Below are 13,689 nucleotides of genomic sequence, written 5' to 3'. Positions count from 1 at the left end.
GCTGTCAGGTGGTGGATGGAACATCCCTTTGGCGCGCGCCCATGACCAGCAGCCAGAGGCAGGTGCCGATCTCTCCAATTGAGGATGGAATCGAGGCAAGGTCTGAAACCAGCGTCTGCGAATAGCCCGGCGCAAGAAGCGGGCCAAAGAAGTTCAGCATGTAACCGAAGCATCCCAGCATCAGGAAGATGCCGAGCAGGCGCGGCAGGACACGTGAGCGGAAGATCAGGTATCCCAGCGGCAGGAGCCACGCGCCCCAGAACAGGGTCGCGACGAATATGCCGTTATTGTAGTCGTAGAGATGCTGCATGACCGTGGCGGGGCCGTCGGTCGCCGCGATCAGATCGTTCTCACCACTGACGATGTCGAGAATGCTGACCTTGTGAATGAGATTGGTCATCGTGATCGGCACGCTGGTGACGGCGAGCACCACCATCAGCTTCGCAGCGAGGGGGCCGTGACGGTGCAGCAGCTTGTAGAAGAGGACCGGCAGCACAAGAAAGGCGAGGTAGCAGACGAATGCCGCCACAATGCTCCACCGGAACAGCGGCATCGCATTCGCGATGGCCTCGAAGGTGGCCGCGGCATCGCCCTGCACAACGAGGCGCGAAGGCGCATAGCCCAGCGTGAAAATACCGGTGATCACGACGATCAGGTAAACCGCGCCGGTCAGTCGGCCCATGGATGCATAGCTCATTCGGAAACGTCCGCGCGCGGCCACCGCAGGGCGGTCCAGATGATGGTGAGGGTGACGACGATCTCGAACGCCACGACCATCTGGTAGAAGGGCCGCGCGCCGATGAAGGTCATGATCTCGATCAGCGTGTAGGCAAGGCCGAAGGCAACGTTGCTCCAGCGGCTGATCACCGGGGGCAGGAGGGACGACAGGAAGATCATCAGCGCGGGGATCGCCAGAATCAGCGCGACGCAGATCAGCACCAGATCGGTCGCCTCGCCCAGCGGGCCGATGCGGCCGGCGGCCATGCTTTCCACTGTGCCCGGCAGGTACATGCTGAAATAGTCATTGTAGATGTAGAGCGACATCAGCGAGGCCCAGAGCAGGGACAGCATGACAGGCGCAGACGGCCTGGAATCCTTCAGGGGTGGCTTGTGCATGTTGGGCGAGACCTTCTCGAATATCGATAAATTCGATTTTTTAGTAACACCGGACCGAAAGCCTGTCAAAAGGCTTTCAATGGGTGCCGCATCGCACCTGTTCCGGACCACTCAGCGGGTGGATTGCGCCGCGAACCAGGGCACCAGTTTCTCCAGCGCCTCTTCGATCTCGGGCGTTGAGAGGGCGAAAGAGAAGCGGACGAAGCGGTTGCCTTCGACCGGGTCGAAATCGACGCCGGGGGCGGTGGCGACGCCGGTGTCTTCCAAGAGCTTCAGGCAGAAGGCGAGGCTGTCATTGGTGAAGCGCGAAACGTCCGCATAGAGATAGAAGGCTCCGTCGGGCGGCGCGATGCGGGCGAGGCCGAGTTTCGGCAGGGTCTCGAGCAGAAGTTCGCGGTTCTTGCGGTAGACCTCGACATGGCCATCCAGTTCCTCGCGCGAGTCCATGGCGATGAGCCCGGCATGCTGGGCGAGCGAGGGCGCGGTGAGGAAGAGGTTGCCGATATAGGCGCCAGTGCGTTTGACGCCCTCGTCCGGCGAGACCAGCCAGCCGAGCCGCCAGGCGGCCATCGAGAAATACTTGGAGAAGCTGTTGACGATGTAGGCGCCGCGATCGAACTCCAGCATGGAGTGGATTTCGGGGCCGTAGGTGAGGCCGTGATAGATCTCGTCGGAGATGATGCGGATGCCTTTGGCCTTCGCGACGGCGGCAATGGCGGCGAGTTCCCCGGCCGGGATGATCGTGCCGGTCGGGTTGGCGGGACTGGCGATAATGACGCCCTGGGGGGCGGGATCCAGCGCGTCGAGGGCGGCGGCGGAAAGCTGGAAGCGCACGTCTTCGCCGCAGGGAATTTCCACCGGCTCGAAATTCAGGGCACGGACCGTGTTGCGATAGGCGACATAGCCCGGCCGGGCCATGGCGATGCGGTCGCCGGGCGCAAAGGCGGTGGCAAGCGCCAGCACCAGCGCGGGCGAGGCGCCGCAGGTCAGCACGATGCGCGAAGGGGAGACGTCGACGCCGTAGGACTCCTTGTAATGTCGCGAAATCCGTTCCTTCAGCGGACGGCTTTCCCAATAGCCCATGGCGTCGCTGTCGAGGATTTCATGGGCGCGGGCGATGGCGGCCTGCGGCGCGCCGGTGGAGGGCTGGCCGAACTCCATGTGCAGGATGCGCCGGCCTTCGGCCTTCAGCTCGTGCGCGCGCACGCTGAGCGAGATCGCGCGGAAGGGGTCGATGTCCTGTCCCATTCTAGCGGGCCGTGAGCGCTGGCAGCCAGGTGGCAAGCGACGGCACGAGGGCGACGAGCACGATCAGCAGGATCTGTAGGCCGATGAACGGCATCGCCCCGCGCCAGATCTGCAGCGTGCTGACTTCCGGTGGCGCCGCGCCGCGCAGGTAGAACAGGGCAAAGCCGAAGGGTGGCGTGAGGAAGCTGGTCTGCAGGTTCAGCGCCATCAGGATGGCGAGCCAGACCGGATCGAAGCCTAGCAGGATCAGCGGCGGGGCCACCAGCGGCACGACAACGAACACGATCTCGATGAAGTCGAGAAAGAAGCCCAGCACGAACATGACGATCATGGTCATGATCAGGGCGCCCCATTTGCCGCCGGGCATGGCGTGCAGGATGTCCTTCACGATGTCGTCGCCGCCGAAGCCGCGGAAAACGAGGCTGAACAGCGAGGCGCCGATCAGGATGAGGAACACCATGCTCGTAATGTTGGTCGCGCTCTTGAGCGCCGGAAGCAGCTGGCGCGCGCGGCGGAGGACCAGCAGGCCCGCTGCGAGGGCGCCGAAGAAGGCGAGGCTGGCAAGGCCGGTGACGACGATGCCGGCCATGTTGAGCGCGCCGATCTGTTCGACGCCGAGGCGCAAATCCATCGAATTGCGCAGGACGATCACGAGGATCAGGCTGGCGAGGCCCGCGAGGATGACCGGCGCGAGGTGGCTGCCAGCCTCGCGCGCAAGGCGAAGGCCTGCAAGCATGACCGCGCCGGCCGCGCCGATGGCGGCAGCTTCGGTGGGCGGCGCGACGCCGCCGAGGATGGCGCCGAGGACGGCAAAGATGAGGGCGAGCGGCGCGCCGAGGCCGAACGCGATTTCGCTGGCGGTGAGCGGCGCAGTATCTTCCGGCACGGTGACGGCCGGGCATTGCTGCGGCGCGGTGAAGGCCTTGAACGCGATCCAGGCGAGATAGAGGCCGACGAGAAGCAGGCCGGGGATCAGCGCACCCGCGAACAGGTCGCCTACCGAAACGACCAGCGGGCGGCCGCCGGATGAGAGGCTTGCCTGGCTCGCGGCATTCGAGACGGCATCGGCCAGAAGGATGAGGACGATGGAGGGCGGGATGATCTGGCCGAGCGTGCCGGAAGCGGCGATGGTGCCGGTGGCGAGGCGCGGGTCATAGCCCTGCTTCAGCATGGAGGGCAGGGCGATCAGCGTCATGGTGATGACGGTGGCGCCGACAATACCGGTGGAGGCAGCGAGGAGCGCGCCGACCAGCACGACGGCAAAGCCAAGGCCACCATTCAGCTTGCCGAGCAGGCGGCTGGCAATATGCAGCAGGTCTTCCGCGACGCGGGACCGTTCGAGGATCACCCCCATCAGCACGAACAGCGGCACGGCCAGCAGCGTGTTGTTCTGCATGATCGAGCCGCCCTGGATACGGCTCGGCAGGGAGCGCAGCAGCGGCTCCGGGAAGACGCCGAGGCCGATGCCGATGAGGGCATAGATGAGCGCGACACCGCCAAGGGTCAGCGCCACGGGATAGCCTGCGAGCAGCGCGCCGACAGCGGTCGCGAACATCATCAGGGCAAGGATGACCTCAAGCTCCATGAGCGCCCTCCGTCGCCGCGGGGGCGGCGCGTTCCTCCATCCGGCCGGTAAGGCGGAGGGCCGCCTTCAGCGCTTCGGAGAGGCCCTGCGCCAGCATCAGCACGGCAAAGACCGGCACCAGCGTCTTGAAGAGGTAAAGGAACGGCAGGCCGTCGGACTCGCGGGAGCCTTCGAACAGGGACCAGGTGCGGATGAGGCCCTGCTCGCCGGTCATAAGAATGCGGATCATGATGGGGAAGAGGAAGAAATAGATGCCCGCCAGTTCGACCCAGTTGCGTCCCGCCGCGCCGAAGCGCGGGCGCAGGATGTCGACGCGCACATGGTCGTCATCGCGCAGGGCCGCCGCCGCGCCCAGCATGAACATGGCGGCGAAGGCATAGATCACGAGTTCGTTGAGCCAGGTGAATGACACGCCGAACGCATAGCGAAGCGTGACGACCAGAAGCTGGAAGAAGACGAGCAGCAGCGCGCTGGCGATGGCCGCGCCGCCGGCAAGGCCGGTCACGCGGTCGATCAGGGCACTGACGCGCTTTGAAATGGCCTCGGCCGCGCCCGGCAGGACCAGCGTGACGAGAGGCAGCAGGAACAGGGGCAGGGCCGCGATGCCGAGCCATCTGAGTACTGTGCCGATCTGGAGGAAGAGGGCCGGGTCCATGGGCGTCTGGGCGCTTATTTGTTCGCCGCGCGGGCGGCGTAGTACGGACCGTCCGACCAGTTGGACCAGGCGCGCATCTTCTTCAGGCCCGCCTCGAAACTCTCATAGATCCGCTTCTCGATCCCGTCCTTGCCGGAGGCGGCGCGCACGTCCCAGGCGGCTTCGGCCATGGCCTTCACCACGTCCGGCGGGAAGCTGCGCATCTGCACGCCATGCTCGCGGGTGAGCAGGTCGAGGTGGACGGCGTTCTGGTAAGTGAATTCGCCGAGCGAGGTGTGGTTCACGCTTTCGCAGGCCGCCTTGATGATAGCCTGTTCGCCGGGCGTCAGGCCTTCCCAGACGCGGAGGTTCACGCCCACGGCAAGGCTGGCGCCGGGCTCGTGGAAGCCGGGGCCGTAATAGTAGGGCGCCTCGCGGTAGAAGCCGAGTGCAAAGTCATTCCATGGGCCAACCCACTCGGTCGCGTCGATCGCGCCGGTCTGCAGGGCCTGGTAGATCTCGCCGCCGGGCAGGGCGATGGCCGCCCCGCCGAGGGCGCGCAGCACATCGCCGCCCTGGCCGGGAATGCGCATCTTGAGGCCGACGAAATCGTCGAGGCTCTTGATCTCTTTCCGGAACCAGCCGCCCATCTGGTGGCCGGTGTTCGCCGCCTGGATCGACTTGATGCCGAACTGGCCGGAAAGCTCGTCCCACAGGCTTTGCCCGCCGCCGGCATCGATCCAGCCCATGATTTCCTGCGCGGTCATGCCGAAGGGCACGGCGGTGAAGAAGGGATAGGCCGGGGACTTGGCCGTCCAGTAATATTCGGCGCCGTGGTACATGTCGGCCGAGCCATTGGCGACGGCATCGAAGGATTCGAACGGCGGCACGAGTTCGCCCGCCGCGAAGACTTTGACCTCCATGGCGCCGTCGGACATGTCGCTGATGCGCTGGGCAACGCGTTCGGCCGCTTCACCGAGGCCGGGCAGGCCCTTCGGCCAGGTCGTGACCATGTTGAGCCGCCGCCGGTTGCGGCTGATGGCGGGCGCACCGAAGGCCGGCGCGGATGAGGGATTGGCAAAGGCCGCAGCGGCACCGCCGAGGCCGAGGACGCCCGCCCCGACGAGGTTGCGTCTGTTGATCATGCGTTTCCTTCCCCAAAACCCTTGCCGGGCCCCGTCAGCCTCTTGCGGGCCTATTCATCGTCGCCGAGCAGCCGCCAGCGGTCTCCATCAAGCACTTCCAGCGGCTTGTAGCGCCGCTTGTAATCCATTTTCGGGCTGCCCTTGACCCAGTAGCCCAGATAGACGTGCGGCAGGCCGAGATCCTGCGCATGGCGGATATGGTCGAGGATCAGGAAGTGGCCGAGGCTGCGTTCCTCCATCGACGGATCGAAGAAGGTGTAGACCATCGAAAACCCGTCGCGCAGGATATCCGTGATCGAGCAGCCGATCAGCGGCGCGTCGACTCCGGACCCGTCGCGGTATTCGAAGATCCGGCTCTGCACCGGGCTGCCGCCGACCATGGCGGAATAGTCGCGATAGGACATGTCCGACATGCCGCCGCCATCGTGGCGCGTCTTCACATAGGCCTTCAGCAGGGTGTACTGCTCGCGGGTTGCCGACGGCTCGACCTCGTGGCGCACGATGCCGGCATTGCGCTGAAGCACGCGCCGGTCGTTGCGGGAGGCGACGAAGTCCCGTGTCGGCACGCGCACGCTGCGGCAGGCATTGCAGCGCGGGCAGGCCGGGCGGTAGGCGATGGTCTGGCTGCGGCGGAAACCCGCCTGGCTCAGCATGTTGTGGACGAGATCTGATTCGGTGATCGCGAGATTGGTGAAGGCCTTGCGTTCACGCCGGTTCGGCAGATACGGGCACGGGCTGGGGTTCGTCACGTAGAACCGCAACGACCGCTCCAGTCCGGGAGGAAGTATCTTCGAGTCCGTGAATTTCATTGCGGTGACTCTACACTCACAAATCAAACCGCCAAGGGGCGAAGATCGTAAACACCGCCCAAAGTATGAAGACCAGCGGCCCGCCGAACCTCATGAAATCGCCGAAGCGATAGTGGCCGGGGCCCATGACAAGCATATTGGTCTGATAGGCGATAGGCGTGGCGAAGCTGCAATTGGCGCCATAGATCACGGCCAGCAGGAAGGGCAGCGGATCGTCCATGTTCAGCTCATGCGCGGCCGACAGGGCGATCGGCGAGAACAGGATGGCGGTGGCCGCGTTCGACAGGAGGTTGGTCAGCAGGGCGACCGCCAGGAACAGGGCCGAGAGCACGGCGAGCGTGCCGAAGGGCGAGGCGAGATTGACCACGGCATGGGCCAGCATCTGGGCGGCGCCGGTCTTCTCCAGCGCCATGCCCATGGCGAGGGCCGCGCCGATGACGAGGAAGATACGCAGATCCAGCGACCGGCTGGCCTGCCGGTAGTTGAGGCAGCCGATCACCAGCATGGCGACCGCCGCCAGTACTGAGGCATGCAGGATCGACACGATGCCCGAGGCCGCCGCGACGACCAGCGACACCGCGATCAACCGGGCGGCAAGCGCCTTGGTGGTCAGCGGGATTTCGGTCTGCGACCATTCGAGCAGGATGAGGTCGCGGCTCTGGCGCAGTTCGAGGAAGGCATCGACCGGGCCGATCATCAGCAGAGTGTCGCCGGATTCGAGCCGGATCTCGCCGAGCTTGGTGCGGATCATCCGGCTGCGCCGCTGGATGCCGAGCGTGACGGCGCGGGTGAGGCGGCGGAAGCCCAGCATCTCGACCGTGCGGCCGACCATGCGCGAGCCGGGCGCGACGACGGCTTCGGTGAGGGCGAGACGGTCCGGCCGGCCGCCCTCGTCCACGTCGCCGCCGGCAGACTGCCAGACCTGCTGCAGGAAATCCGGCTGGCGGGCGAGCACGTTCTGGATGGCGGCGCGGGTGGCGGCGACGATGACGAGGTCGCCGGGCTTCAGGGTCAGGTCTTCATAGGGCGGCAGGAAGGCGCGCTCGCCGCGCTGGATCATGCGGACCGTCATGTCCGGCAGGTCGAGGAACATGCCCGCGACCGGCTTCTTGCCCTGCAGGAAGTGGCCTTGCGTTACCTCGATCTGGGCGAGGAACTGTTTGGATGAGGTCGGGGCGACTTCTTCGGTGAGGCCCTCGCGGGCGGGCAGGAAGAAGCGCGAAAAGAGAATGAGATAGATCGCGCCCGCGCCGGCGAGGATGAGGCCCATCGGGGTCTGGTCGAAGAAGCCGAGTGTGCGGCCCTCGATCCGGGCATAGGCTTCGGCTGCGAGCAGGTTGGTCGAGGTGCCGATCAGCGTGGTCATGCCGGCGAAGATCGAGATGAAGCTGAGCGGCATCATCAGCTTCGAGGCCGGCGTCTTCATCCGCTGGGCGATGGAACTCATCACCGGCAGGAACATGATGACGATAGGCGTGTTGTTGACGAAGGCACTGATCACGAACACCGCCGCGAAGGCGAAGACGAGGGTGGCGATGGGGCGCCGGTCATAGCCGGAGAGGAGGGCCTTGGTCGGGCCTTCCAGCGCCCCGGTCTGGAACAGGCCTTGCCCCACTACCAGCAGGGCCATGATCGTGATGAGCGCCGGATTGCCGAAGCCCGAGAGCAGATCCTGCGCGCTGATCGGCACGCCGTCGGCCCCGTGGGCGCCGGGCAGGGTGAAGAGGACCAGCAGGGCCGCGATCACGCAGACGGAGATGAGTTCCATCGACCAGCGGTCGGCCATGTAGAAGCCGATCGCACCGCACACGACGGCGAGGCTTGCCCACATGGGCCAGTCTGAAAAGAACTCAAAGAGCATTATGGCTCCGGGTTTTCCAAATGGGTCCGGTCCCCCCGGAGGCCGGAGGGCGTTACCCCTCAGTCTGGACAAGTATGCTGACCCGGCGGTTAACGGGCAAGTGGGGCTGGCCCGGGACCAGTGGTCGCGTATCCGCAAGCCCCGTTACAGCCTTGACCCGTGCCGGAGCAATTCCTGCAGCCTCGAAAATTCGGCGGGCCTCATTGGCGCGGTCGGCTGAAAGTTCCCAGTTCGTGTATTGGGCAGCCATGCTCGGAAAGGCGTCGGTGTGCCCCTCGATGGAGAGGAAACCCTCAGTGCCGGCGAGAGCGGCGCCGGTTTCGGCGGCAAGGGCGAGGCCGGTTTCGGTGAAATGGCCGCTGGCGCGGTCGAACAGGGGGCGTTCGGCCGTATCGACGAGGTCGAGGCGCACGCCGTCCGGCTCGCGGGTCAGCATGATGCTGGATCCGGCCGCCAGCAGGGACGGGTTCTGGCTGAGCGCGCTGAACAGGCGGTCGGCCTCGGACGGGCCTGCTTCTGCTGCAGCGCCTGCAGCTTCATTGTCTTTCGGCTGGAAGTAATTGGCGATTTCGGCCCGCGATTCCGGCGACACGCCGCTGACCAGCCACAACAGGAGGAAGAACGCCATGAGGGCGGTCAGGAAGTCCGCATAGGCGAGCTTCCACGTCCCGGTCTTGCGAACGGGCGCGCTGGGCATTCTGCCCGCGCCTGGGCGTGTGTAGGTGGCATAAGCCATACGCTCGCTCATCCAATCCTTCTGAGTGGTTTGCCGGTTCTAACAGGTCTTGGTGAAGGCCGGTTCTAGGGCCACTCATGAAATTCCATGAAATTTCATGGTTCTTGGCCGCTCAGCGGGTGGCAGGCGCCGGGTAGAGATAGTCGGTATAGAGGCCGGACACGCCGGTCTGCAGCAGGGCCTCTGCGGCGGCAGGATCGTTCACCGTGTGCATCAGCACAGGCGTTCCGGCGCCGGTGATCGCGCGGATGTCGGCTTCGGCAAGGCTGCCGGCCGGGACCGTCAGGGCGAAGAGGTCGTGCGTCGCGGCGAATTCGGCAAGTTCGCCGGCGCTGAGGCGGGACCGGTAGGCGGTGAAGATGATCTGGCTGAACCCCAGATCGCGCACCGGGCCGTATTCCTCAGGTGTGTATATCTGGGGGATAAAGCGGTCACGAAATTGACCGTTCGTCTCGGAAAGTCTCGCCAGACCCTCCAGATTTCGCTCCTTGATGTCTGTCACGATCCGGACGTCGGGGTGTGCTTCCATCCAGGCGGAGAGGTCTGCCACGGTCATCGGGGTCAGGCCGCGATGCATCCGGCGGCGGGCAAAGGCGGCTTCGGTTTTGGCCTGCGTGAAGGGGTCAAGGTCAAGGACGGCCGGCGCGCGGCGGACGGCGCCGAACCAAAGGAGGTGCGCCTCCTGCCAGTCATGGATCAGGACCAGCCCGCCATCGCGCGTCCAGTTGAAATCGGCCTCGATGAGCTGGAAGCCCGCCTCGCCGGAACGGTCGAAGGCTTCGCGCGAATTGGAATAGGTTCCTTCCGGCAGCCCGCCGCCGGCATGGGCGATGAGGATGGCGCCGCTCAGAGGATGGAAGTCTGCCGCCGTCCGCGGCACCGGCCAGAACAGGTAGGCGCCGAGGGCGCCGGCCACCATGGCGGCGAGGAGGATGGGGCGATATTTCACGGGGGGCAACGTGGCACAAATTGGTTAAGCCCCGGCTGACAGGGGCTGGCCCCGGCGCACGGCATGTGCAAGTTCAGCGGAACACGGAAAGGAAGCACTCATGGCGCGCACGGCATTTCTCGGACTGGGGGTGATGGGGTTCCACATGGCGGGGCATCTTGCCGCGAAGGGCCATGAGACCGTCGTCTGGAACCGCACGGCCGAGAAATCGAAACTCTGGGCGAGCCAGCACAAGGGCGAGATCGCGAAGGATCCGGCCTCGGCGGCCTTCGGGGCTGAGCATGTCCTCCTGTGCCTTGGTGACGATCCGGACGTGGCGGACGTCTTTGCCGCGCTGGAGCCGAGCCTCGGCGCCGGAATGATCGTGGTGGACCACACGACCGCCTCGGCCGGCCTCGCGCGCGACCTTTATGACCGCTGCAAGGCGAAGGGCGCGCATTTCCTCGATGCGCCGATTTCGGGCGGGGAGGCCGGCGCGAAGAATGGCGCACTGACCATCATGTGCGGCGGCGACGAAAGCACGTTTGCCACGGCACAGCCCGTCATGTCCGCCTACGGAAAGAAGATGACGCTGATCGGCGGCGCAGGCGCCGGCCAGCTTGCCAAGAGCGTCAACCAGATCTGCATTGCCGGCATCGTGCAGGGACTTGCCGAGGGGCTGCACTTCGCCGAGCAGGCGGGGCTCGACCCGGCCAAGGTGATCGAGGCGATCAGCGGCGGCGCAGCCCAGAGCTGGCAGATGGAAAACCGCTGGAAAACCATGGTGGAGGGACACTACACCCACGGCTTCGCGGTCGACTGGATGCGCAAGGACCTGCGCATCACGCTGGAGGCGGCGCGGGAGAATGGCGCGAGCCTTCCCATGACGGCGACGGTGGACCAGTACTATGCCGATGTGCAGGCCATGGGCGGCAATCGCTGGGACACGTCGAGCCTGCTGGCGCGCCTGAAGCGGTGAGGCGTCTCGACATTCACCTGCGATCGGACGAAGGTTTCGACGCCGTATTGCGGGCGGTGAAGGCGTCCGAACCAGTGGATTATTATATTCTCGATACGGAGCTGGAAAACCGCAAGCTGATCTCGGTCTTCGTGCGCGAGGGTGCCGGACAGGGGCTTATGGACAGCGTCCAGGCGGCCCTTGAAGGCAATACCGGATGGCGGATCAGCGTGCTGCCGATTGAGGCGACGGCGCCGAAACTCGAAGAGGACGACCAGGCCCGCAAGGACGAGGACCAGCAGCCGGGGACGGCCACCCGCGAGGAAATCTATTCCGACGTCGTGACCGGGGCGAAGTTCGACCAGAATTTCTTCATCATGGTCCTGCTTTCCACCATCGTGGCAACCATCGGCCTGAACTCAGACGGCGTGGCGGCGGTGATCGGCGCCATGGTGATCGCGCCGCTGCTAGGCCCTGTGCTCGGCTTTTCGATGGGGGCGGCGCTGGGCGACTTCGATCTCCTGCGGCGCGCGTCGCTGACGCTTGCCGCCGGGATCGGCACGACACTCGTCTTTTCGCTGCTCCTGTCCTTCGTTCTGCCGATCGATCTTGAAAGCCACGAACTCATGTCGCGGGCGGAAGTGCGGCTGGATGGGCTCGCGCTCGCCATGGCGGCCGGCGGGGCGGCCGCCCTGTCGCTGACGCGCAGCGAGGCTTCGGCACTGGTCGGCGTCATGGTCGCCGCGGCGCTGTTGCCGCCCGGCGCCGCCGTCGGCCTGTTCATCGGCGCGGGCGAGTGGCCGCTGGCCCTGAGGGCCGGTCTCCTGCTGAGCCTCAACGTGGCGGCGCTCATCCTGTCGGCGCTGATCGCTTTCCGCCTCAGGAAGATAAGGCCACGCAACTGGATCGAGCAGCGGCATGCCGACCGTGCCATACTGATCAATGCGGCCCTTTCGGCGTTCTTCCTGGTCGTCGCGGTTTTCCTGATTCTCTATCTCGATCTTGGGGCGAAGGTCTCGCTCGGCTAGAGTGGGTGAGGGAGGACGCCATGGCGAAAGCAGAAAACAAGACCAAACCGACCAGCGAAACACCAGAAGCCTTCGTCGCGACAGTGGACCCTCCCGTGCGCAGGAGCGATGCGGAAGTCCTGCTGAAATGGTTTGCCGATGTGACGGGCCTCAAGCCGAAAATGTGGGGGCCAAGCCTCATCGGTTATGGCCGCTATCACTACAAGTATGAGACCGGGCGTGAGGGCGACTTTTTCCTGACCGGTTTCTCGCCGCGCAAGGCGAACCTCGTCTTCTATGTGATGCCCGGATACCAGTATGACTCGATGAAGGACAAGCTGGCGCGTCTCGGCAAATACAAGACCGGCAAGTCATGCCTCTATGTCAACAAGCTGGCGGACATCGACATGGAAGTCCTGCGCGAGATCATCGAGGAAGGCCTCGCCTATATGCGCAAGAATTACGAGACGTTTGACGAATAGGCGCGCATGTTCCGCTCACGGATCGCCACGGACGAGGATATTCCCGCCATCATGGCCGTGATGGAGGCAGCCATCTCCGAGAATATGAAGCCCTTTCTGTCGGCAGAGGAGATCGTCGCAGCGCGCGAGACGATGGGCCTTGACCGCAGCCTGATCCGTGACGGCACGTACTTCCTGATCGTTGCGGAGGATGGGCGCATTGCCGGCTGTGGCGGCTGGGGCAAGCGGCGCACGCTGTACGGTGGCGACCAGGCGGGCTGGCGCGACGATTCCCTGTCTGACCCGGCCATCGATGCGGCGCGCATCCGGGCGATGTACACGCATCCGGATTTTGTGCGTCAGGGTGTTGGCGCGATGCTTCTGGAGCTTGGCGAGGCGGCGGCACGCGGCGCCGGATTCCGCGCGATCGAACTCGGCTCCACCATTGCCGGCGAGGCGCTCTACCGTGCGAAGGGGTATACAGAGTTTCACCGCGAGACGATGACCGGTGCCAATGGGCTGGCAAAAACCGTCATCCATATGCGCAAGACGCTCTGAGAGGCGGGCCGACATGTCATTGGCCGGGATGGCCGGGTTTACATATCGTCAGGAGGCCGTACCCTTGATGACGAATCCACCGGGGCGCCCGCGATTGCGGCGAAGCCCTTGAAATCCACCCTCCCGAAGCGATTGGAACTTTTATGACCGAGGTCAAGAACGGCGACACCGTACACATCCACTATACCGGCACGCTGGACGACGGCACCGTCTTCGACAGCTCACAGGGCCGCGATCCGCTGGCCTTCCAGGTCGGCGCAGGCCAGATCATTCCCGGCCTCGATGCGGCCATTCCCGGCATGGCCGTCGGCGACAAGAAAACCGTCAACGTGCCGTGCGACGAGGCCTATGGCCAGGTCAATCCCGGCATGCGCCAGGATGTGCCGCGTGCGGAGATTCCGCCGGAGATCCCGACAGACGTCGGCACCCGCCTTCAGATGCAGGGGCAGAATGGTGAAGTGATTCCGGTCGTCATCGTCGCGGCCACCGAGGCGGCGATCACGCTGGATGCGAACCATCCGCTGGCCGGCAAGGATCTGACCTTCGCGATCGAGCTTGTCTCGATCCAGTCCGCGGCCTGATGACTGCACGGACAGCCACGCCGAAAATCAAGCAGCGCCGGGGCCCTCAGGCTCCGGCGCTT

The 13,689-nt window shown here is 65.1% G+C and carries 15 protein-coding genes; 5 read left to right on the top strand and 10 right to left on the bottom strand.

What is annotated here, in order from left to right:
• Positions 1-4: 4 nt before the first annotated feature.
• From R3C13_RS00535 to R3C13_RS00490, 10 genes are all read right to left on the bottom strand, one after another.
• Positions 5-697: a DUF4386 domain-containing protein gene (locus R3C13_RS00535; protein WP_371308834.1), complete on the bottom strand. Its 693-nt coding sequence runs from the start codon at positions 695-697 to the stop codon at positions 5-7.
• Positions 694-1,116, bottom strand: a complete 423-nt coding sequence (locus R3C13_RS00530; protein WP_371308833.1) for a DUF6326 family protein — start codon at positions 1,114-1,116, stop codon at positions 694-696. Before R3C13_RS00530 ends, R3C13_RS00535 begins: the two co-directional genes overlap by 4 nt.
• Positions 1,117-1,227: 111 nt before the next feature.
• On the bottom strand, positions 1,228-2,364 hold the full coding sequence (locus R3C13_RS00525) for a pyridoxal phosphate-dependent aminotransferase (RefSeq protein WP_371308832.1): 1,137 nt from the start codon (positions 2,362-2,364) through the stop codon (positions 1,228-1,230).
• A 1-nt stretch (position 2,365) separates the two neighbouring features.
• Complete coding sequence (locus R3C13_RS00520) at positions 2,366-3,949, bottom strand: TRAP transporter large permease subunit (RefSeq protein ID WP_371308831.1); 1,584 nt, start codon at positions 3,947-3,949, stop codon at positions 2,366-2,368.
• Positions 3,939-4,604 (bottom strand): TRAP transporter small permease subunit, encoded by a 666-nt coding sequence (locus R3C13_RS00515; protein WP_371308830.1) that lies wholly within the window; start codon positions 4,602-4,604, stop codon positions 3,939-3,941. The genes R3C13_RS00520 and R3C13_RS00515 overlap by 11 nt, the downstream gene beginning before the upstream one ends.
• Positions 4,605-4,618: 14 nt before the next feature.
• Complete coding sequence (locus R3C13_RS00510; protein ID WP_371308829.1) at positions 4,619-5,728, bottom strand: TRAP transporter substrate-binding protein; 1,110 nt, start codon at positions 5,726-5,728, stop codon at positions 4,619-4,621.
• A gap of 50 nt (positions 5,729-5,778) precedes the next feature.
• Positions 5,779-6,537, bottom strand: coding sequence for an arginyltransferase (locus R3C13_RS00505; protein ID WP_371308828.1), 759 nt, complete (start codon positions 6,535-6,537; stop codon positions 5,779-5,781).
• A gap of 16 nt (positions 6,538-6,553) precedes the next feature.
• Positions 6,554-8,398, bottom strand: a complete 1,845-nt coding sequence (locus R3C13_RS00500) for an SLC13 family permease (RefSeq protein WP_371308827.1) — start codon at positions 8,396-8,398, stop codon at positions 6,554-6,556.
• A 52-nt stretch (positions 8,399-8,450) separates the two neighbouring features.
• Positions 8,451-9,095, bottom strand: a complete 645-nt coding sequence (locus tag R3C13_RS00495; protein WP_371308826.1) for a flagellar motor protein MotB — start codon at positions 9,093-9,095, stop codon at positions 8,451-8,453.
• A 151-nt stretch (positions 9,096-9,246) separates the two neighbouring features.
• Positions 9,247-10,083, bottom strand: coding sequence for a glycerophosphodiester phosphodiesterase family protein (locus R3C13_RS00490; protein ID WP_371308825.1), 837 nt, complete (start codon positions 10,081-10,083; stop codon positions 9,247-9,249).
• 100 nt (positions 10,084-10,183) lie between these two features.
• Here R3C13_RS00490 and R3C13_RS00485 point away from each other — a divergent pair, with 100 nt between their 5' ends.
• From R3C13_RS00485 to R3C13_RS00465, 5 genes are all read left to right on the top strand, one after another.
• Entirely contained in the window at positions 10,184-11,041 is an 858-nt protein-coding gene (locus tag R3C13_RS00485) for an NAD(P)-dependent oxidoreductase (RefSeq protein ID WP_371308824.1), read from the top strand.
• A gap of 74 nt (positions 11,042-11,115) precedes the next feature.
• Positions 11,116-12,048 (top strand): TIGR00341 family protein, encoded by a 933-nt coding sequence (locus R3C13_RS00480; protein ID WP_371308823.1) that lies wholly within the window; start codon positions 11,116-11,118, stop codon positions 12,046-12,048.
• A gap of 20 nt (positions 12,049-12,068) precedes the next feature.
• Positions 12,069-12,509 carry a DUF1801 domain-containing protein gene (locus R3C13_RS00475; protein WP_371308822.1) on the top strand — a complete coding sequence of 147 codons (441 nt, stop codon included), beginning with the start codon at positions 12,069-12,071 and terminating at the stop codon, positions 12,507-12,509.
• Between the two features lie 6 nt (positions 12,510-12,515).
• Entirely contained in the window at positions 12,516-13,046 is a 531-nt protein-coding gene (locus R3C13_RS00470) for a GNAT family N-acetyltransferase (RefSeq protein WP_371308821.1), read from the top strand.
• 143 nt (positions 13,047-13,189) lie between these two features.
• A complete protein-coding gene (locus R3C13_RS00465; RefSeq protein WP_371308820.1) occupies positions 13,190-13,627 on the top strand; it encodes a peptidylprolyl isomerase in 438 nt (145 codons plus the stop codon).
• The last annotated feature ends 62 nt before the right edge of the window (positions 13,628-13,689 follow it).

Source organism: Hyphomonas sp. (assembly GCF_041398385.1).
Classification (GTDB): Bacteria; Pseudomonadota; Alphaproteobacteria; order Caulobacterales; family Hyphomonadaceae; genus Hyphomonas.
This window is presented reverse-complemented; position numbering and strand designations above follow the sequence as displayed.

What these genes read in the sequence shown, in the direction of transcription:
- R3C13_RS00510 (WP_371308829.1), bottom strand. Translation starts at nt 5,728, where the DNA reads ATGATCAACAGACGCAACCTCGTCGGGGCGGGCGTCCTCGGCCTCGGC.
- R3C13_RS00470 (WP_371308821.1), top strand. Translation starts at nt 12,516, where the DNA reads ATGTTCCGCTCACGGATCGCCACGGACGAGGATATTCCCGCCATCATG.
- R3C13_RS00475 (WP_371308822.1), top strand. Translation starts at nt 12,069, where the DNA reads ATGGCGAAAGCAGAAAACAAGACCAAACCGACCAGCGAAACACCAGAA.
- R3C13_RS00515 (WP_371308830.1), bottom strand. Translation starts at nt 4,604, where the DNA reads ATGGACCCGGCCCTCTTCCTCCAGATCGGCACAGTACTCAGATGGCTC.
- R3C13_RS00505 (WP_371308828.1), bottom strand. Translation starts at nt 6,537, where the DNA reads ATGAAATTCACGGACTCGAAGATACTTCCTCCCGGACTGGAGCGGTCG.
- R3C13_RS00485 (WP_371308824.1), top strand. Translation starts at nt 10,184, where the DNA reads ATGGCGCGCACGGCATTTCTCGGACTGGGGGTGATGGGGTTCCACATG.
- R3C13_RS00500 (WP_371308827.1), bottom strand. Translation starts at nt 8,398, where the DNA reads ATGCTCTTTGAGTTCTTTTCAGACTGGCCCATGTGGGCAAGCCTCGCC.
- R3C13_RS00520 (WP_371308831.1), bottom strand. Translation starts at nt 3,949, where the DNA reads ATGGAGCTTGAGGTCATCCTTGCCCTGATGATGTTCGCGACCGCTGTC.
- R3C13_RS00495 (WP_371308826.1), bottom strand. Translation starts at nt 9,095, where the DNA reads ATGCCCAGCGCGCCCGTTCGCAAGACCGGGACGTGGAAGCTCGCCTAT.
- R3C13_RS00530 (WP_371308833.1), bottom strand. Translation starts at nt 1,116, where the DNA reads ATGCACAAGCCACCCCTGAAGGATTCCAGGCCGTCTGCGCCTGTCATG.
- R3C13_RS00525 (WP_371308832.1), bottom strand. Translation starts at nt 2,364, where the DNA reads ATGGGACAGGACATCGACCCCTTCCGCGCGATCTCGCTCAGCGTGCGC.
- R3C13_RS00465 (WP_371308820.1), top strand. Translation starts at nt 13,190, where the DNA reads ATGACCGAGGTCAAGAACGGCGACACCGTACACATCCACTATACCGGC.
- R3C13_RS00535 (WP_371308834.1), bottom strand. Translation starts at nt 697, where the DNA reads ATGAGCTATGCATCCATGGGCCGACTGACCGGCGCGGTTTACCTGATC.